At 53.2% G+C, this 19229-nt stretch carries 16 protein-coding genes; 11 read left to right on the top strand and 5 right to left on the bottom strand.

Annotation, left to right across the window (positions count from 1 at the left end):
- Positions 1 to 676 precede the first annotated feature (676 nt).
- From ACWVCN_RS10400 to ACWVCN_RS10350, 11 genes are all read left to right on the top strand, one after another.
- Complete coding sequence (locus tag ACWVCN_RS10400; RefSeq protein ID WP_455245592.1) at positions 677 to 1414, top strand: Tll0287-like domain-containing protein; 738 nt, start codon at positions 677 to 679, stop codon at positions 1412 to 1414.
- Between the two features lie 66 nt (positions 1415 to 1480).
- The gene (locus ACWVCN_RS10395) at positions 1481 to 1843 is read left to right on the top strand and encodes a response regulator (protein ID WP_455245591.1); all 363 of its coding nucleotides are present in this window, start codon (positions 1481 to 1483) and stop codon (positions 1841 to 1843) included.
- 5 nt (positions 1844 to 1848) lie between these two features.
- A complete protein-coding gene (locus tag ACWVCN_RS10390; protein WP_455245590.1) occupies positions 1849 to 2373 on the top strand; it encodes a chemotaxis protein CheW in 525 nt (174 codons plus the stop codon).
- 73 nt (positions 2374 to 2446) lie between these two features.
- Positions 2447 to 4321, top strand: a complete 1875-nt coding sequence (locus ACWVCN_RS10385) for a methyl-accepting chemotaxis protein (protein ID WP_455245588.1) — start codon at positions 2447 to 2449, stop codon at positions 4319 to 4321.
- Positions 4322 to 4372: 51 nt separating this feature from the next.
- Positions 4373 to 7789: a hybrid sensor histidine kinase/response regulator gene (locus tag ACWVCN_RS10380; protein WP_455245587.1), complete on the top strand. Its 3417-nt coding sequence runs from the start codon at positions 4373 to 4375 to the stop codon at positions 7787 to 7789.
- Between the two features lie 60 nt (positions 7790 to 7849).
- A complete protein-coding gene (locus ACWVCN_RS10375; protein WP_455245586.1) occupies positions 7850 to 8368 on the top strand; it encodes a chemotaxis protein CheW in 519 nt (172 codons plus the stop codon).
- Positions 8362 to 8829, top strand: coding sequence for a chemotaxis protein CheW (locus tag ACWVCN_RS10370; protein ID WP_455245585.1), 468 nt, complete (start codon positions 8362 to 8364; stop codon positions 8827 to 8829). Before ACWVCN_RS10375 ends, ACWVCN_RS10370 begins: the two co-directional genes overlap by 7 nt.
- 21 nt (positions 8830 to 8850) lie before the next feature.
- Positions 8851 to 10080, top strand: coding sequence for a response regulator (locus ACWVCN_RS10365; RefSeq protein ID WP_455245584.1), 1230 nt, complete (start codon positions 8851 to 8853; stop codon positions 10078 to 10080).
- A 122-nt stretch (positions 10081 to 10202) separates the two neighbouring features.
- Positions 10203 to 11135, top strand: coding sequence for a hypothetical protein (locus ACWVCN_RS10360; RefSeq protein ID WP_455245582.1), 933 nt, complete (start codon positions 10203 to 10205; stop codon positions 11133 to 11135).
- A gap of 107 nt (positions 11136 to 11242) precedes the next feature.
- The gene (locus ACWVCN_RS10355) at positions 11243 to 13351 is read left to right on the top strand and encodes an HD-GYP domain-containing protein (protein ID WP_455245581.1); all 2109 of its coding nucleotides are present in this window, start codon (positions 11243 to 11245) and stop codon (positions 13349 to 13351) included.
- A gap of 255 nt (positions 13352 to 13606) precedes the next feature.
- A complete protein-coding gene (locus tag ACWVCN_RS10350) occupies positions 13607 to 14140 on the top strand; it encodes a hypothetical protein (RefSeq protein ID WP_455245580.1) in 534 nt (177 codons plus the stop codon).
- Between the two features lie 20 nt (positions 14141 to 14160).
- Here the strand turns inward: ACWVCN_RS10350 and lpxD are convergent, their stop codons facing one another.
- The 5 genes from lpxD to lptF all read right to left on the bottom strand — a co-directional run bounded on the left by lpxD (position 14161) and on the right by lptF (position 19141).
- The gene (lpxD, locus tag ACWVCN_RS10345; RefSeq protein ID WP_455245579.1) at positions 14161 to 15249 is read right to left on the bottom strand and encodes a UDP-3-O-(3-hydroxymyristoyl)glucosamine N-acyltransferase; all 1089 of its coding nucleotides are present in this window, start codon (positions 15247 to 15249) and stop codon (positions 14161 to 14163) included.
- Between the two features lie 6 nt (positions 15250 to 15255).
- Positions 15256 to 15561 (bottom strand): acyl carrier protein, encoded by a 306-nt coding sequence (locus ACWVCN_RS10340; protein WP_455245578.1) that lies wholly within the window; start codon positions 15559 to 15561, stop codon positions 15256 to 15258.
- Between the two features lie 41 nt (positions 15562 to 15602).
- Positions 15603 to 16859 (bottom strand): beta-ketoacyl-ACP synthase II, encoded by a 1257-nt coding sequence (gene fabF, locus ACWVCN_RS10335; protein ID WP_455245577.1) that lies wholly within the window; start codon positions 16857 to 16859, stop codon positions 15603 to 15605.
- A gap of 94 nt (positions 16860 to 16953) precedes the next feature.
- On the bottom strand, positions 16954 to 18045 hold the full coding sequence (gene lptG / locus ACWVCN_RS10330; protein WP_455245576.1) for an LPS export ABC transporter permease LptG: 1092 nt from the start codon (positions 18043 to 18045) through the stop codon (positions 16954 to 16956).
- A 4-nt stretch (positions 18046 to 18049) separates the two neighbouring features.
- The gene (lptF, locus tag ACWVCN_RS10325) at positions 18050 to 19141 is read right to left on the bottom strand and encodes an LPS export ABC transporter permease LptF (RefSeq protein ID WP_455245575.1); all 1092 of its coding nucleotides are present in this window, start codon (positions 19139 to 19141) and stop codon (positions 18050 to 18052) included.
- Positions 19142 to 19229 lie beyond the last annotated feature (88 nt).

Below are 19229 nucleotides of genomic sequence, written 5' to 3'. Positions count from 1 at the left end.
TCGGCCACTCACCTGTAGCGGAATGTGTAGCATAAAAATTCTGTTTGAGATGGGCGTGCGTTCCATCAGGACTGTGAGCGTCTTCCCTCCTGCTTGTAATAAGAAATCCTGCACCTGGGATCTCGCTTGGCTCCCGATTGCCTTTCTTCATTCTTCTTTACTCTGTAGACCGTAGTCGTAGAACACTTGATTGTAGCTCTTGACGTAACGATGGCCTCCACCTGTGCCCAGCCAGTCACCAATCCTCCGTACCTGGGTTATCTGCACCTCCCACGTTAAGGGAAGCCCGTATCGGTAAGGGTTAAGGCTCCCGTGCCATCACTGAAAAGTCAGACTCTATCCTACGACCTAGGCTCATCTGTTTGTGCAGGAGGCATCAATTTGTCGCAAGATGAACAAAGACGTGCCGTGGTGATGCGAATGAGAAGGTAGGCAACCGCAGCAAATTAGGAGCTAACTATTGGAATCATATGAAGAGTTGTGTAGGTAGAGGTGGTGGTTTCTCTAAAGGCGGGTGAGCACAAACTTTGCAGATAGGCCGATGTCTCGATGTGTGCGACGGAAAATACGTGACAAAAAAGTGGTGAGCATTCTGCAAAGAAATCTCCTCTTGTTAGCACGAAATGAGGCAAAGCGGAAGGAAGCGAAACGCATGCGTCAAATGAAGGAGGAAGGTATGAAGGTAGCACGGTCGAACTGGCAGACGTTGAGCGGGGCGGTAGCCATGGTTCTGGCGCTCAGTGCGAGCCCGGTGTTTGCGGGAAATGAGGCCGAAGTGGCAGAGCACCTGATCGATCTTGTCAAGATCGGCCGAGGCGTGCTTTCCGAGCAGATGAACAATATCAATGACCCTTCCAAGGCCGACAAGGGTTTCACCGGAAATTATATGGCGACACAAGTGATGGAGCGATTCAAGAAAAAGAACAAGATAGATTTGCGTGTGCCAAATGTTGTTCCGCAGGCTGGTTTGTATCTTGCCCTGGTTGAAGCCGAGAAAGAAGTGGTCGATGAAGCCCAACCGATCATCAATCGGCCCGGCATCGGTTTCAAAGGTTTCATCCCGGCGGTGTTCGCCAGGAAGACGGGAGAACATTTCTATAAGAAATCCGGGGTGAAGCTGAAGCTTACGGGGTTGGACTACCGTAACAACAGCAACCGCCCGGATGATTTTGAAGCGGAAGTTTTACGCATGTTCAGTGATCCACGCCATCCAAAAGGGCAAACGTATGTTCGCAATACGATGCTTGATGGTCGACCAGTGCTTCGTATGATGGATCCCGAGTATGCAGGCCCGTCCTGCCTGGGATGCCACGGGGCACCGAAAGGCGGGAAGGACATCACCGGTGGGCATAAGGAAGGATGGAAGGAAGGGGATTTGGCTGGTGCGATCAGCGTCGTACTTCCACTGAAATAAACTTCAGGCGAGAAGCGGTAAGGACAATCGGTAGCAACATTAACCCGGAACGAAGGAGAACGAGAGATGAGCAAGATTGTCGTGGTCGACGATTCTTATGCAGAACTTCAAGTGATCGAGGGAGTCTTGAAAGGGGCAAGCCATACCGTCGTGTCCTTTCCCAATACGGAAAAGCTGGAAGAAAAAGTGATTTCGGAAAAGCCTGATTTAATCGTTATGGATGTCGTTATGCCTGGCCGAAATGGATTTCAGGCCTGCCGTGACCTAAAGAACGACGACAGGACGAAGAATGTACCGATCATTCTTTGTACGTCGAAAGGCAACGAAAGCGATAAGTTCTGGGGGCAGCAGCAGGGAGCGAACGGCCATATTGTCAAACCATTCAAAGGGGAAGATTTGCTGGCTGCTGTCAAGCGGGTATTAGGATAATCGACATGGCCAACCTGGAAAGCTCGACATCGATCGTGCCCAGCACGTTCGGCTCTGCCGCTCCCTCACCCGAGGGCGGTACTGCCCAGTCGTCAAGCTTCTCGATGGTTCGGGCCGCGCTCGTGTCTTTAGGGGGAGAGCTTTTTACGATCGACCTGCAGAATGTCCGAGAAGTCTTTGTCATTGAATCCATCACGCCGGTCCCTGGCATGCCGACCGGATTGGTGGGGGTCACAAACCTTCGAGGATCTGTGGTTCCTCTTCTTGATTTACGACAGATGATCGGCCTTCCCGCCGAGACATCACTCAAGTATGCCGTTGTCGTCAAACATGGCAACTGGCAAGTGGGTGTCTTGGTGGATACGGTTCCAGAAATTCGTGCCTTCTCGAAGGATCAATTCCTTCCGGCACCAAAGGGGACTGGAGATGGCGGGAATCCCTTCGTCTCAACGGTGGTGAAATTAGAAGATCGGCTGAGAGGTGTGCTCGAAACGTCTGTTGTCCTATCCCATTTTGAAGGCACAAGTTGAATGAAGAGAACAGCATCACCGGATACCGCCCAATGGCGTCGATTGCTTTCGTAGCGAGAAGGAGGAGGTTCCCATGGTAAGGCTCAACGGATTCCAGCGATTTGAGGATTTTAAGACACAAACCAAGCTCTTGATCGTGTTCGGGTTGGTCGGTCTCATCATCACCGTGATGGCCGGACTGGGAGTCGTCACGAACAGCCGCTTGGCGTCGCAAGCCGAAGCGGTTTACGTGGATTACACCGTGCCGTTGACGGAGTTCAACCAGCTCTTGTTCAACATCAACCAATATCACGAATCGCTGGTCGACATTTCAAGAACGCCTCGTGCCTCCGATTTTGCGGTCGAATTAGAAGGCCTGGCTCCTTACCGTGGAAGAGTTGAGGAATTGATCGGGGCGTACGAAAAGACGACATTGCGTGTTTCAAGCACGGGCCGTGATGAAGCGGCGGACCTCGCAGAGTTGAAGGCGGCAATAGCAGAATTCTTCAACCAGGGCGAGGCCGCGGTCAATACGATTAAAGAGAGTTTTGAAAGCAAAGCGCTGACAGAAGCACAAACCATTCAGATGAGGGAGTTGGGTCAGTTGGCCATCAATGTGAGCTTGCAGCCTGCGTACCAAAAGGTCATCGAACGGCACGCGGAACAGGTGAAGACCATGTCGGCGGTGGCGAAGGATCTTTCTGATGAGTCAAAGGCAATGGCCTGGAACGCGACGCTGGCATTGATCGTCGGTGGTATCGTCGCGGTGGCCTTGGGATTGGCACTGGGTTACTGGGTAGCTCACAAGATTTCACTGGGTATCGGACAGGTCGCGAGCGTCGCCCAGCAGGCGGCAGCCGGGAATTACCAAGCGCGTGCAAAGGTGGCATCGAAAGACGAAGTCGGACAGATGGCCACTTCCTTTAATACCATGTTGGATCGTATTACCGCCCTTGTGACATCGGAGGGTGAACGAGACGAAATGCAGAAGCGATTGATGAACTTTCTCGTCTTGGTGTCGGATGTCGGTAAGGGAGACTTGACGAAGCGTGGCGAAGTGACCGCTGATATGTTCGGGAACCTGGCCGATGGTTTTAACCTCATGATCGCGAGATTCGGACAATTGCTCAAGCAGGTACGTGAAGCGGCGGAACGCGTCAACAAGTCCGCCGGTACACTGCGGGACAACGCGGGTCAGATGGCTGGTACCGCAAGACAGCAAGCGGATGAATCGGTCAAGACCCTGAGCGCGATCGAGCAATTGGCGGTACAGATGCGTCAGGTGTCGGAAACTGCCGGTGCGTCTTCCGATTCGGCGAAGCAAGTGCTTCAGGCGACAGAGCGAGGCCGTATTGCGGTGCAAGAAACGGTGCAGGACATGCAGAGCATCCGCTCCGCGGTGCAACGCATGTCGAAACAGGTTAAGGGGCTTGGCGATCGCTCACTGGAAATTTCGCAGATCGTTTCAACCATTCGAGATATTGCGAACCAGACCAACCTTCTGGCGTTGAACGCCGCTATTGAGGCGGCCGGCGCCGGCGAGGCCGGGGCACGGTTTGCTGTCGTTGCCGATCAGGTGAGAAAGCTCGCGGAAAGCTCGACACAAGCGACACGTGAAATTGCCGACCTCGTGAAGGTGATTCAGAGCGAAACTCAGGATGCCGTGGTTGCCATGGAACAGGAAACACAGGCGGTCGAAGCAGGATCAGCTTCCGCGTTGCGTACCGGTGAGGTGTTCAACGAAATTTCCACGATCGCACAACGTTCAGCCGAATTGGCACAAACCATTGCCCAATCCGCGGCGACACAGACAGCATCGACCGATCAGGTGGGCCGTTCGCTGAAAGACTTCACGGGCGGTGCGATGGCAACCCAGAAAGCCACGGACTCCGCTCGATTGACGGTCGAAGACATGGCCAAACTCGCCGACAGTCTCTCGGCGTCGGTTGCGCAGTTCAAGCTGGCGTAAGGTCTGGTGCCCGGATCGCTATTGAGATGATCCGGGTCGGAAAGGATTTGGATGAGTTCCGAACTGGACCGACAGGGCCTTCTTGACATCTTTGTCATGGAATCCGAGGAAGCGCTGACAGCGCTATCCGCAGCGGTCAATCCAGCTGGAGGTGCATTACCGAGCGCGGAAGATCTACAGAATCAGTATGTCTGGGCACACAAAGTCCGTGGAGCGGCCGGGATTTATGGTTTTTCAGGACTGGCGGCTTTAGGCGAGTTGCTTGAGACGGCACTCGAGCTATCTGTTTCTGTCAGTCCCCTTCATTGGCCCAAGACAGTCGGAATTCTTCGCGGGATGGTTCAGGATTTACAATCTCAACTGGCCATTGTGAAGCAAGGGGGGCAGGAGAATCCGAAGGTTGCTGATCGATGGAAGACGGAAGTAACTGCAGTCCTTCCGCAGTCTGAAACGCCAACTTCGTCGAATGAACTTTCCGAAGAGTATTTGGTCCCTGTAATCGATGCGGAGATCTTATCGTACTTTGCGCCGGAAGCGGATGAGTATCTGCAAACAATGGATGTGTTAGCGAGTCGACTTAAGGAAACTCCCGGAGATGTCGATACCATCCATGCTTTATATCGCACGGCACATACGCTCAAGGGATCCGCGTATACGATCGGTTTCAACGCGATCGGTGATATCGCCAATCCTATGGAAGCGTGCATGATTGCTGTTCGCGAGGGACAAATTCACGTTTCACAGGCACTATTGGGGACGATCGGCGAAGCGGTGAACCTCATTCGAGTGCTTATGCGTCGTGACAACGACAATATATCAAGGCTTCGTCACGACATCCCGGAATTGACGAGCGCTTTACATCAGATCCGTAATGGAGTGTCTGGTGGTGGAGTTCTTCATGCGACTGCCCCAGCTGTTGTTCCAACAGATGCCATTCCGCAAGTGGCTACCGCAGTAGCGGAACCTGTAACGGATGACAGCAGAGTGATTGAGCAGGCTGGAGACTCGAGGGTGTATCTGACCGATGAATATCTGATGCCCCAACTTGATCCTGAAGTCCTATCGTATTTTGCTCCAGAGGCTCAGGAGTATCTGGAATCTTTGGAGGCGCAATTGTTGCGCTTGGAGAGAGAGCCACAGAATCCAGAATTGATCAACCAGCTCTTCCGCACGGCTCACACCCTCAAGGGTTCAGCCTATACAGTAGGATTCCAATCGATAGGGGATTTGACTCATTACGTTGAAGATTTCATGGGAGCGGTGCGCGAAGGCCGAATTAAGGTTCAGGCTGGTCATACGGATATCCTGCTTCGATCAGTCGATGTTGTACGCCTCCTCATGCGACGTGACCCGACGCTGGTCGGAACGGTACGTCAACGGTTCGCTGCCGCTATGGTGGGGCTCAAGCACCTGGATCAACCTGTGGCAACAGCCGGTACAAGCCAAACGGAAGTTGCCCAAACTGCGTCTTCTCCAGCACTCAATGAGATGCAGGAACAACCGGAATCAGAACAGGGGAAAGGCGCAGAAGCCAAGACTAAAGAAGTCAGCGGAGAGGAAAAAGAAGTTATTCGTGTCAGTCGGGAGCGATTAGAGCGGCTCTTGAATCTCGTTGGTGAGTTGGTCATCAGCCGTGGTCGGCTCGAACAGCGACTGCGAGTGCTGGAGCAGCTTTCACAGCAAGTACTTTCCTACAAGGGACGACTGGTGGATTCCGTACGGTCGTTCGAAGAAAAACATGCATTCACTCTCCCGACTACGGGAGTCGATCCGGTAGAGGCCGTGAAACCTACGTCGGACCAAGCGATACCAGTTTTTTCTGGTCTCAGCGACTTCGGTAGTCTGGAATTTGACAAGTACGATGATTTCAATATTCTCGCACGGCGCATCAGCGAGGTTACGGCCGATATCTCCGAATCGATGACCCAGTTGAGCAATTCAATCAAGCGGTCTCATGAGGACATGAGTCAATTGCAGCAATTGACTCTCGGCATGCGGGACGAGATAGCGCGAGCCCGAATGGTTCCGGTGGGGACCCCTTTTACCAGGTTCCGTCGCGCGACGCGCGAAATGGCTAGGGCGACCGGAAAAGAAGTGACTTTGATCACCTCCGGTGAACATACAGAGGTCGATACCGGCGTGGTCGAGAAGCTTGTGGATCCCCTGGTCCATTTGGTGCGCAACGCCGTGTATCACGGCATCGAGCCGGCAGCGTTGCGTATTTCAAAGGACAAACCGGCGACGGGGTCGATTTATCTTCATGCATCCCATCGAGGGAATGCGGTCTTGATCGAGGTGGAAGACGACGGGGCTGGTCTCGACATCGAGAAGATCCGAAAAAAGGCAATCGAGCGAGGATTGGTCCGTGCAGATCTGGCGAAGAGACTTCCTGAATCCGAAGTCGTGAAATTCATTTTTATGCCAGGGTTTTCGACCGCTGATCAGATAGGTGATCAGGCAGGCCGTGGCGTCGGGATGGATGTCGTCAAGCGCGTCATCGAGAGTATGAATGGCCACATTGACGTGGAATCCGTGCGTGGTGTGGGGACAAAATTCACTCTTCACCTGCCGTTGACTCTCTTGATCGCGACAGCATTGATGGTTCGTTCGGGCGCCGAACGGTATGGGATTCCCTTGCCGAGCGTGCGCGAGGTCACCATGTTGACGACTGGGTCGCTTCAACAGATTGGTGAGAATCCCGTGCTGCATCTCGGAGACGAGGCAATAGACGTAGCGCCGCTGCATCAGCTGTTATATAGAGGGAGTTCCGCGCGAGTGGAAATGGGGAAGCCCGTGGTCATTGTAAAAACGGGTGCTGGTCCGATCGGTTTGGCCGTCGATGAATTGCTTGGTCGTCAAGAAATTGTCATCAAGCCGATAGGATCACTCAAATCGCTCGAACGGTCTTCTTTTGGAGGGGCCACAATTGATCCGGAAGGCCGAGTCATACTGGTCCTAGATCCTGCGCGACTGGTTGGCGGTGGCGAAGCCGCTGCTCCTTCGCTGAACATAGCGGGTTCGGAGGGCTCGGACACGGCAGCTGAGGTTCCCGTAGAGGAAGGGCAGGGGCAGATTGCCATCGAACAAAAGATTCTCTTAATAGACGACTCACTGAGTATTAGGAAGTTCGTAGGGCGAATGCTGGAGACGGCCGGTTATGATGTCGATACTGCGGTGGACGGAGAAGAAGGTCTGCGAAAGGCCTCAGCCAGATCGTATCGCCTGATCTTGACGGACCTTGAAATGCCGAAACTGAACGGATACGAAGTGATTCAAGCGCTCCGTAGCAGACCGCAAACGCAGCAGACGCCGATCATCGTTATGACTACGAGAGCCGGCGACAAACACCGGCAGATGGCGTTGAATATCGGGGCAAGCTCCTACATTGCTAAGCCCGTCGAAGAGCGTGCGCTCATCCAGGAATTGGAACGGTGGATGGGGCAGGAGTCGGCAGCACGCAAGTCGTAATGAGTCGGGTATCTGACTCGTAATCAACTGCAACGGTCTGAGCGAACAGGTTGTGTTGTTATGGGATTGAGAGGGCGTCAGAAAGCCGTTGCCGCTGCGGTTCAGACAGCCAGTTTATTGATTGTGCGAATCGGAGAGAATATATATGCGCTCCCTTCGCACGGGGTACGCGGAGTGCTGACAAAAGAAGAAGGGGGAAGTACCACGACGATTAAGGCTCTCGGTATCACCTACTCGGATGTTGATCTTGCGGCGCGTCTTTCGTTGACGTTAGACCAGTGCAACCCAGATATGAGAGTCGTTCTCTACTCGAATGGCCAAACCAACGGGGCGATTCGTGTTGATGAAGTCATTGGCATGGTCGAGATGGAGCGGGATCAGTGCAAGCCGCTTCCTCCACAATTTCATGGGGAGGAGCGAACCTGGATATCAGGGACGACAACGTTTCGCGATCGGCTGGCCCTGATCTTTAGCCCGGAATGGGTGTTGGGGGAACTCGGTGAACCGGTGTCGGTTGGTTCAACTGGCTCAGGAATTCACATCGTTGATCAAAGCGGCTTGGAGGGAGAGAGATGCTAAGGGCCTCCCGCCAGCAAGAGCAAGCGATAGCGGCGAAGAAATCCTGCAGCGTGGTAGTGTTTTCGGTTGGAGGAGTGAGGCTCGCGGCGAGAACCGAGGATGTAGGGGGCGTGGAGCCATGGATTAAGCCTGTGGCGGTTCCAAGTCGGACACCCCATGTTGCGGCCATGTTGAAGCGGGAAAAGGACGTCATGCCTGTGTATGATCTTGGTGAGCGGCTCGACCGTCGTCCTGAGGGCGATCCATTGTTGTGTTTGGTTGCGAGGCATGTCGATGGGCCTATGGCGATCTGTATCGATTCAAGTATTCCCTCCGTGCTAAATCTCGACCTGGATCAGATAGGGCCGAGAAGACGGATGGATTTGGAAACGCTCGGAAGCTTCAAAAGTGAGGGAGAAGAGATCGACATTGTCGAACTCAAGCGGCTAGGACACAGCCGACAAGGGCACGCGAAATCGTAAGCGTTAGTGAAAGGAATACATATGCCGAAGGTATTGGTAGCCGATGATAGCATTGCCGTTCGAAAGGTAGCAGAACGCTTGCTGACTGAGGCCGGACTGGGCGTTGCGCTGGCGGCGAACGGTGAAGAGGCATTGGCCTATTTGGCGAAGGAACGTCCTGACATGGTCGTATCAGATGTGATCATGCCGGATAAGAGCGGGTATGAGGTCTGTGCGTTCGTACGGGCACAGAGTGCATTAGCCGATACGCCGGTATTACTGATTTCAGGCATCGTGAACGACGAAGTAACCAAGCAAGCCGAGTCCTGTCGAGCGGACGGCGTATTGAAAAAGCCATTTCAAGGCACATCGCTGAAGGATCGCGTTCTTGAATTGCTGGCCAGAAGAAAGAATCAGCCTGCGGCTTCCGTACAGCAGCCTTCCGCTGCACCATCTTCTGGCGAAGCTGTAAAGAGTTCTGTGGCGAGCGATGAACAACTTCAGAGACATGATCAAGCAACGGCAAAGCTTGTACATGTCGAAGCAGAACTTCAGCGCGAACGCGAGCATTCTGAGCAGTTAACAAAACGGATTGCTCAACTTGAGAAACAGTGTAATCGGCTTGAGGAACTCGAGTTAAAATTGTCTGGTCAGCAAGTTAATCGGTCCGAGCAGGAGGAGAAACAGAAGGCTGAGTTGGCTATGGCGACTCAACGGGTTCAAGAGCTAGAGCATGCATTAAAGGAGGAACGGGAACATGCTGAGCAAGCAAAGTCCATGGTGGCGGACTTGCAGGAGCGTGCCAGTCATGTGGAGGAACTCGAAGCATTGTTAGTAAAGGAGCGAGACCAGCAGGCGCAGGTGAAGAAGGAAATGGCCGACTTGCGGGGTCAAGCGGCTCGGGTTGAAGAGCTGGACTTGGCGTTACAGGAAGAACGTGCGCAAGTCGGGAAACACGTTCAGCGAGTTGCGGAATTGGAAAAAACGGTCGCGCGTGTACAGGAGTTGGAGTCGGCGCTTAACGCCGAACGGCAGGCTGCCACCGAGTTGGTCAGACAGATGACGTCGATGGAGAAGGCGGTGAGCCGTTCTCAGGAACTCGCGCAACAAGTCTCGCAAGAGCAACAGCGGTCTGAAGAGCTGAAGTGCAGACTGTCGAAAGCAGAACTTGCTGCAGAGCAGGCAACCAAACGATTCGAAGAGATAGTCAGAAAATTAAGCGAGATTGCGAACTTAGCGTCGCAGTTGGGAAGTGGTGCGAAGCTCCTGTAATCGGGTGTGCGATCTCGTTCTGCTCACTGGCATCTGCGTATTTGATGGTTTGTGCCGAGATCAAGAGTAAGCATTAGGGATGTCTGGTTCGCCTCCTGAGTCGAGTTGTGAGAGAGTGGACGATGTCTAGCGATGCGTCGGATGAGTTTCAGAAAGAACTTGTCGATCTGTTTATTCAGGAGGCGCATGAATGGCTGCAGAACATTCATGTGGCTCTTGATGAGCTGCAGCAAGGACCTCCGCCTGAACGACATGCTTCTTTAATCCATACCCTCACGGCAGGCGTGACCAATCTCGGCGGGTCTGCTGCCACGATCAACCTTCCTGACGTCGAACAAGCCAGTTTCGCAGCACTTCCTTTTATTGAGGCGATTGCAGACCCGAAAACAACGTGTTCGGTAAATGACTTTTTGCTGCTTTGCAAGCAACTGGGGCAAATTCATACGGCCCTCACGAACGCTACAGGTGTCTCTTTCGAGAAGGAAGGTTCCGAAACGACCGTTGAAGCCGTGGAGGCCAGCTTCTCGCCTTCAGAATTTCTGCAATTGCTTCGAGGGCTTCAATTAAGCAGTGAGCTGACAGCGTCCACGGGGAGAGATCTCATTCGAACGATGATCGAACAGATGGAGGGGCAGGTACACGCCGGTGTCCAACAGCTCTATGTGGATGTCGTAAGGGGCTACTTAGAACGGATGGCCGAGTCGGAGGATGCGTTTATCAAAATTGTCGACGATCACGTGCTGTCTCTTACTGCCAGATTAAAGCAATTGGCGGATGCAGGCTCTCCCCCTAGTGTGATATTGGAGAGCGCAATTCAGGAAGTTGCGAAGTTGAGAACCGAGGCACAAGAGGTCAATGCTGGCCTGGCCCTCGCCTTCTTCGGAGGACTTCAAAGTCTGCTTTCTATTGTCCTGCAACATCGCGTTCGCCTTGCATCGGCCAAGATTGATGCGATTACCTCTCGTCTCGGCACAATCACGCAACTGGTTCGACAATGGGTAGAGCGGGGGAATGCTGAGCGAACGGCAATCAACCAAGCCCTGCCGGTTCATTAGAGATCACAAACTGGCCTGAATGTTTTTGGGTCGGCTTGACAGCGGCTTCTCTCAACAGCATGCTGGGTGTGAGAGTGTGAACGTAACCTCATTCCTTTGGGATGAGCATGAGCATTATGGAAGAAGGTCGGAAAACTGATCTTTATGTGCGGGCTGAGACCGCACTTGCGGATGTGGCCAATTGCGTTCAAGGCCAGGAGAAAATTGACCTTGATGCACTGTCTTCCCTGGCGACGGAAATTGAGAATTCCGTCCAGAACAGCAACCATCTTGTTGTCCAGGCTTTAGCAGGTCCAAGCGGCTCCCCACTGATCACTAATCTTATCAACGTCAGCATTCTCTCCAGCAAAGTCGCAGCAGGGTTGGGATACTATGGTCAGGAACTCCACCGGATTACATTGGCCGGACTTGTCCACGACATGGGACTGTTCGCGGTCCCTCAATCACTGATTACAAAAGCAGGGCGACTGACGAAAGATGAGCGAACCTTGATTGAGCAGCATCCGGAGTTGGGCTATCAAGTGATTAGAAAAGTCGGTAATAAATGGGAGTGGTTGGCAGAAATTGTTCGTCAGGCTCATGAGCGGTGGAATGGTCGAGGATATCCGAACCATATCAAAGGGCGTGAGATTAATGAATTGGCGCAGATCATCGGTGCAGTAGATGTGTTTGATGCCCTTGTTACTCCTCGGTCATATCGCCGCCGATTTTTCCCCCATGAGGCAGTTCGTGAGCTAATAGTCGCAGAGCGATCTGCTTTTCCTAGGGAAATTATCAAGGCCCTGTTGGAGCAGATATCAGCATATCCGCTGGGAACGTTGGTTCGATTGACGACGGGTGAGATTGGGACGGTCGTCGATATCAACGCAAGGTACCCCTTGCGTCCTATTGTGAAGATCCACGATGGGTCAGAGCAGGAGGGTGGGCATGAATTACGGCAGGTGGATCTGAGTCTCTCACCGCTCGTCTCAATTGTTGAAACACTAGAATCGCCAAACGTAACTCGTCTGCCGCTTCCTCCACCGGCTACGAGTGTACAGGAGACCAAGACGGTTCCCGTTGCTTCTGATCATTTCGCATGCTTACTTGAAAGCTTGGATGCGTTGGCGGAAGCGATACAGGAAGTTGTCGAAGCTAAGCTGCCGATGGGAGTGAAGGGGGCTCTAGAATCTCACCAAAGAGAGGGGGCCGAGCCATCCGAAGAGCAGATCGCCCGCGAGTCTTCCGATCCGGGATTCGAGAAAGAGGTCGTCGGACTGTTCGCGTTGGAAGCGCATGAATGGCTTGCTCAGATCCATTCGGCACTTAAGCGGTTGGGAGAGGGTACCAATGGTACGTCGCGACCAAAGTTATACGGTATTATGCTGCAAGGATTGACGAATCTGGCGAAGGCAGCCTCAACGGTTCATTTGACATCAATCGAAGCGATGGCTCTAAACCTCTTGCCAGTGTTGCAGGATGTTGGAAGCTTAGAGCCTCGTTCCATGGAAGAGGCATTAGCCTCTTTAGAAGAAGGGATCAAGAGAATTGCTATTGCTGTAAGTCATGTTGAAGGAAAACCCGCTCTGGAGTTGCCGGATCAGTTGTCGCTAGCTGAGGTGAGCCGGGAAGGTATGGTCGGAACTCCGGCAAGTACTCCTGCTGATGCCTTGGAAAATGAGGAGCCGCCGATTCCTATGGCTCCGGCCACTGGAATATCGTTATTCAACGCGTTGAGGGACTTGCAACAAGTGCGGTCGCGTTCCATGCAGCCAGCTCGAGATGTGTTGGAAACCGTGATCATGCGTGCCGCTCAAGAATCAGGAGAGGTGTCCGCCGGTCGTGTGCGGGAAATTCTTGAAGACCTCGACCGGCTAGATGAACGATTCCTTGAAGAAGTCACTCGGCGGGTTCCCGTGATGAACGAGGCATTAAACAACTTGCGGGAAAACGGAGAAGCCGACTTTGTCACCGCTTCACAACTGGATCCTGTGGTTCAACAAGTCGAAGCATTGGAAGACTCTGCGGTTGCCGTTCAAGCCAACATGATTACGACCTTTCTTCAAGGGCTTCGATCGTTTTTGATGGTGGCTGCCTATCGAAAGGCGGCCACGTTGCCTCAACGGTTGGCGACGGTCCAATCTCGAATCCAAGCATTAGTGCCTATGGCAGAACAATGGGTTAACATCGGGCGTGTCGAGCGGACGGCGATTGCAGAGATTCTGCCGGCATCATAATTTGTCTACAATTCGAGCGCGCTGTCCTCTGCCTCCTTCCTTAGAGCTTCTTCCTATAATTTAGCTTGCATCTCAGGTGTAAAGAGTGAGAACCCGCCCCCGAAAGTCTTTTCCTGATGTGGTCGCCATGCATCTTTCTTGAAGGACGGGAGGAGTGACCGGAGGCTGTCCATCAATGATTCGCGAGACAGAAGAGTGTTATGATGCACGGACCGATGTCGATGGCGGAAGCTAAGTCTCTTACGGAGGAGGGCAGTGCCAAAACTTGTCACAGCGTGGCGTGATCAGGATATTCAGTCACAGGCCCGGCACTATGTCCGCGCCTACATTCTTTTCCCTTCAGGAATCCTGGGTCTTGTTTGTATGCTGGGAGGCCTGGGCTCATTGGGGTATCAGCTTCTTGTATCAAGCACCTATACAGCGACGACGTTCATGACGGGTTCCGGCTTGTTGTTGGTAGGGGCGCTCTGTGGTTTTATCCAGACGAAATACCATCGATTCCTGCTTGACAAGATGCCCGGTGTGTTCGCGGCGCGTATGAGGAGCGCGGTTCAGCGGACGAATAGGAAAAAAACGAAGGGAGAGGTTGTAATTCCCGACATTCAACATCGTGGCCGATCGCTCGTGCCTGTAGCCTACCTTACCGGAATGGCGTTCCTCTTAGGAGGATCGGGGTGGGCGATGATGTATGGTTCCATGGATCCAATACCGGCTATTTTCATGCCTTGGGCGGGCTTCTATTGGGGAAAACTCTTTTTCTGGCGAGGGGTCATCAAGCAGACAGCATGATGCCTAAGATTGAGTAAGGATCAACGCCCTTTCCCCTTACCCGGACTGTGCGGTTTCGATAGAGCGAGCTGGGACTCCAGTGCGGCAATTCGTTGTTCCAAATTACGAACCAGTTGCCGCAATTCTGGGAGGCGGGGGATGACGGCTTGCGCTTTCATCCATGTTTCGTGCGGCATGACCGGCGCGCCGGAAACGATCTGGTTTGGCTCAAGACTGCGATTAACTCCAGCCCGTGCCGCAACCATAACTTGATCGCCGACATGAATGTGATCCGCTAGCCCTGCCTGTCCACCAATCATGACATGGTGGCCGATCGTCGTACTCCCGGCAATGCCGACTTGGGCTACAACAATGCTGTGTTCCCCGACTGTGACGTTGTGGGCGATTTGGACTAGATTGTCGATTTTTGTTCCGTGCTTGATCACCGTCTGTCCAAGTGTCGCTCGATCAATAGTGACATTGGCTCCGATTTCCACGTCTTCTTCGATCGTCACGCCTCCGAGTTGCGGGATTTTGTGATGCCGACCGAGGTGTTGCACGTAACCGAAGCCGTCCGCTCCAATCACGGTGCCGCTATGGACAATGACTCTGGCTCCTATGGAACAGCCTTCTCGAACGACGACATTGGGATAGAGCACCGCATCATCTCCGATGAGGCAATCGTTTCCCACAAAAACTCCGGGGTAGAGCGTGACACGGTTTCCGATCGTGACTCGATCGCCGAGAGTCACGAAAGGCCAGATCGACGGCTCTAGGCCGATGGTGACGTCATTGCCACGTGTGAGGTCTGAAGCGATGCCTCTGGGCGTAGGAGCACGTATGAAAAACCTTTGAGCGGTTTGTGCAAAGGCTAAAAGCGGATTCGGGACGACGATTTGTGGAACTTTGAACTCCGACAAGTGGCGATGGACAAGTAGCGCGCCTGCGTTGATGGTCGGGCACGATTTAACGGCTTTATCGCTTGTTATGAAGGCGAGCGATTGCGGTGTGGCATCTGGGAGATTGGCGAGAGAAGAGAGGACTGTTTCGCCATTCCCGTGAAGCGTTCCCCCCACCAGATGATGAATCTGTGTAAGGGTCACTCCTGATGAAGATGACGGTTGTTCCATCGAGGCCTACTTTTTCTTGCTTTTTCTTTGGCTCTTCTTCGGGGCCGATCCCTTTTTGGAGCGCGGCATTGGAGACAAACGCTTCTCGACGTAACCGGCTACCGTCGCTACCGTCGTAAGGGCGGGAAGGTCTTGGTCCGGAATTTGGATGTTAAATTTCTCTTCTATCTTATAGAGCAGCTCGATGACGGCCATCGAGTCAAGTCCAAGATCATCACGAAGGTGATGATCGGGCTCGATCGATGCAGCCTCACGTTTCAGATATTCAGCCAACGCTTGAGTGATCTGCCGAACTATAGATTGATCGGTCATCGGTCGGTACCCTCTGCGAGGTAAGTTTGTCGCCTTAACCGTTAGGCCGCATACCGCCTGATGACGACGGCCGCGTTATTGCTGCCGAACCCGAACGCATTGAGCATGGCACCTTTGACGTTTCGTTCCTGAACGGTGCGACGGATTCCCTTCAGATTGCAGGCAGGATCGGGCTCGTCAAAATTGGCTGTGGGATGGATCTGCCCGGTGTGAATTGCGAGTGCGGAAGCGATTCCACCAATGGCGCCAGCGGCTCCCAACGTATGCCCTATCAGGGATTTCGTTGCGCTCACGGCAATCTTGTCGGCCCTCGATGTAAAGACTTGACGGATCGCTTTGGCTTCAACGGCATCGCCGATGATGGTGGAGGTGGCATGGGCATTAATATAATCAATGTCTCCAGGCGTCGCACCCGCATCCTTCAAAGCTAGACGCATGGTAGTGGCGACTTCTTCGCCATCTTCACGAGGAATTACCATATGATAGGCCTCGCTTGTCGCGGCATAGCCGGCGACTTCCGCATACACTCGTGCTTTGCGTTTCTTCGCATGCGTAGCAGACTCCAAGATGAGCGCTCCAGCTCCTTCGCCCATCACGAATCCGTCTCGCTGTCGATCAAAAGGGCGGGAAGCTTTGTCTGGCTGATCATTGTATTTCGTTGAAAGCGCACGAAGCGAGCAGAAACCGGCAAAGACCAGCGGGGTAATGCTGGCGTCGGCGCCGACGGTTATTACGACATCAGCCCGTCCATCCCGGATACATTGCATGGCTTGCCCCAATGCGTGGGCGCTTGACGAACAAGCAGTCGAAATCGTGAAGTTGGGTCCTTTCGCGCCATAGACCATCGCCACGATACCGGAGGCGGAGTTCAATGTGATAACCGGTATGAAATTCGGGTGCACCCGGTGGGGCCGCTGCTGTTGGTACAGTTGAGTGATCTCCCGTTCCCCCATTACCATGCCGCCCATTCCGGCACCGACGATGACGCCTACGCGGTGGGGATTCTCCCTGACCATCTGGAGTTGAGAATCGGCCAGAGCTTCCTTGGCTGCGACGAGTGCGAACTGTGCATAACGATCGACTCGTTCGGCTTGCACGTTGTCAATGTATCGTTCTGGTGAAAAATTGTGTACTTGACCGGCGATTTTGGAGCGATACCCGTCGATTGAGAAAGGATCGAATCCCTGAATTCCAGAAATGCCGGACCGCCCCTCCAGTGCTGCCTTCCAGAAGTCGCTGACCCCGATGCCAATGGGAGAGACAATGCCCAGGCCCGTAATGACGACTCTACTTCTCATGCGGTGCATACCCTTTCAATCATACATTCTACTTACCGGAAGCACTGAGATCAGTCAACCGGCAGATGATCACGCCGGAGAAAGCTGCAGCGCGCTAATAACGGACCTTGAGCATGAGGTACAGGCCGTAGCTGAGAAACAACACATTGGTCATCCAGCCGGCCACGATAGGAGGTAGCGCGCCGCCCCGACCGAACGCAATGGCGATAGAATGGGTAGCCCAGTATAAAAATCCGACGACAAGGGCCTGTCCGATTCCTACGGCCATGCTGCCCCCTCTGGTGCCGGTTCGTCTCAGACTGAGAGCGATCCCCACAAGCACCATGATGATGGTGACAAAGGGAAAGGCAATACGTCCATAGTAGTCAGTCAAAAGCCGGGCAAACTGAGAGCCGCTCTGATAGAGGCGTCCGGTGTATCCGCGGAGATCGCGGAACGTCATGGATTCCGAATCGCCAGCCATGCCTCCGGAAAAATCTGCGGGGATCAAGTTGAGCGCGACGGGTTTGTGCTCAAACTGCTCAACGGTAACGGTGCTGTCCCGGTTGAAATGACGTTGAAACCCCTCGTGTAATGTCCATGCCTTATCGGCATAATGGGCTTCTTGGGCTTCGATCATATCAATCAATCGAAAGTCCGAATCGAAGTGGTAAAGCTGAATACCTCCAAGTGTCGCGCCGCCGACAGCGATACTGTCAACGTGCAGCAGCGTATCGGCGTTAATTCTTGCCCAAGGGCTCGCCGGCTTGAGAACTGCCGAGGCGGGTTTTTTCTCGATCTGGACGACACGGATGACCTCAGCCTTGTTCGAGGCCAGCGGAATAACGGTCGAACTGAACAGAAGGAGAACCAGCGCCACGCAAATCGCGAATCCGAGAAACGGAGAAGTGATCCAAGGCAGGCTGATGCCGCAACTCCGCATCGCGGTAATTTCGTGACTGCGGGATAACAAGCCCAGCGTCAACAGCGTGGCCATTAGAATTGCAAGTGGGGCGATCTGAAACGAAATCCCCGGTACTTTTAATACGAAGTAAGAAAGGACATTGATCCAATCCGCATCGTATCGCAAGAAGCGACGTACTTTTTCAAAGAAGTCGATGACCAGATAGATCGTCATCAATCCGGCAAAACACATGAAAAATATTTTTGCGTACTCGCGGAGCAGGTAACGAAATAAGATCGGCATAGAGTTATTGACGGCTCATCTTATAGAACCAGGCTCCGGTGAGGAGGAAAAAACAGGCGTTAGGCATCCAGGCTCCGACAAATGGTGAGATGATGGTGGTTGTCACAAGAAATTCACACGCCACGTTCAGGACGTAATAGATGATCACGACAAGCACGCCGACCGCAAACCCTCCGATTCTTCCAGAACGTTTCGAGACGATGCCAACAGGGACCCCGAGAATGCAGAAAATCAAGGATGCTGTCGGGAAAGCCAGATCTTTGTAATGTTCCATGAGACGTCGTAAGGCTCCGGTGTCGCGCCAGTCGCTTTGATCAAGCTGAGTGATAAGTTGTTCGTAGGTCGGGCGTTCCTCTGTTGCCGCATATCCGGTCTGTTTCAGAGAGAGTTTAAGGTCGTAGGTTGAAAACGACGCGTACTGATATTGATCGAGCTGTTCCGGGCGGCTGTGGATCACGCCGTCTTGCAGTCTGAGGGCGATCTGATCGGTCGAGGGATCCATCAGGATTCGATACTGTTGTGCCACAATGATTCGCGGATCGTCAGCGTCTCTGCCATCGGAGATAAAGATACTGTTCGCGGTGTGGTCGGATGTCTTGTCGGAGACATAGATCATCATGTTGGGAATGGGTTCATTAAACGAACCTGTTTCCAAAGCCAGCGCGAGTTGATCTTTGAGGAGATTGAGAGCTACCTTCTTGAGATTCACAGAGCTCCAGGGTTGTCCCCATTGCGCCAGCCAGAGCGTGAGTGCAAAGACCAATAAGGCGAAGAGGAAGACGGGACGAGTCAATCGGGAGAGACTGAGCCCGGCTGCCCGCATGGCAACCAGTTCTTTATCAAATGAAAGCCGGCCAAAGGCGGTGATTGAGGCGATAATGCCGGCAATCGGTAGCGTCAGCACCAGAAAAGAAGGAAGCAGATGGGCGAAGACATTGAGGACCGCCATAATGCCAACACCCTTGGAAACGAGTAATTCCACGAGGCGAAGCAATTCTCTGGTCAACATGACGAAACAGAGCGCCCCCAAGCTGAGGCTGAAGGGAGAAAGCAGTTCGGTAAAGATATAGCGATCTAAGAGGGTTCTGAGGAGCATGACCCCGTTGGTTCCTGGTGTGCGGCGACACTATAGGGGAGTGGGTACGACTTGTCTATAAGATGGCGTATTCTCCGATCCCAAAAGA

Source organism: Petrachloros mirabilis (assembly GCF_975968855.1).
This window is presented reverse-complemented; position numbering and strand designations above follow the sequence as displayed.

Bases quoted from the DNA above. Each gene is read 5' to 3' on its own strand.
- ACWVCN_RS10380 (WP_455245587.1), top strand. From the start codon at position 4,373: ATGAGTTCCGAACTGGACCGACAGGGCCTTCTTGACATCTTTGTCATG.
- ACWVCN_RS10385 (WP_455245588.1), top strand. From the start codon at position 2,447: ATGGTAAGGCTCAACGGATTCCAGCGATTTGAGGATTTTAAGACACAA.
- ACWVCN_RS10400 (WP_455245592.1), top strand. From the start codon at position 677: ATGAAGGTAGCACGGTCGAACTGGCAGACGTTGAGCGGGGCGGTAGCC.
- ACWVCN_RS10370 (WP_455245585.1), top strand. From the start codon at position 8,362: ATGCTAAGGGCCTCCCGCCAGCAAGAGCAAGCGATAGCGGCGAAGAAA.
- ACWVCN_RS10390 (WP_455245590.1), top strand. From the start codon at position 1,849: ATGGCCAACCTGGAAAGCTCGACATCGATCGTGCCCAGCACGTTCGGC.
- lpxD (WP_455245579.1), bottom strand. From the start codon at position 15,249: ATGGAACAACCGTCATCTTCATCAGGAGTGACCCTTACACAGATTCAT.
- ACWVCN_RS10395 (WP_455245591.1), top strand. From the start codon at position 1,481: ATGAGCAAGATTGTCGTGGTCGACGATTCTTATGCAGAACTTCAAGTG.
- ACWVCN_RS10360 (WP_455245582.1), top strand. From the start codon at position 10,203: ATGTCTAGCGATGCGTCGGATGAGTTTCAGAAAGAACTTGTCGATCTG.
- lptF (WP_455245575.1), bottom strand. From the start codon at position 19,141: ATGCTCCTCAGAACCCTCTTAGATCGCTATATCTTTACCGAACTGCTT.
- ACWVCN_RS10365 (WP_455245584.1), top strand. From the start codon at position 8,851: ATGCCGAAGGTATTGGTAGCCGATGATAGCATTGCCGTTCGAAAGGTA.
- ACWVCN_RS10355 (WP_455245581.1), top strand. From the start codon at position 11,243: ATGAGCATTATGGAAGAAGGTCGGAAAACTGATCTTTATGTGCGGGCT.
- ACWVCN_RS10340 (WP_455245578.1), bottom strand. From the start codon at position 15,561: ATGACCGATCAATCTATAGTTCGGCAGATCACTCAAGCGTTGGCTGAA.
- fabF (WP_455245577.1), bottom strand. From the start codon at position 16,859: ATGAGAAGTAGAGTCGTCATTACGGGCCTGGGCATTGTCTCTCCCATT.
- lptG (WP_455245576.1), bottom strand. From the start codon at position 18,045: ATGCCGATCTTATTTCGTTACCTGCTCCGCGAGTACGCAAAAATATTT.
- ACWVCN_RS10375 (WP_455245586.1), top strand. From the start codon at position 7,850: ATGGGATTGAGAGGGCGTCAGAAAGCCGTTGCCGCTGCGGTTCAGACA.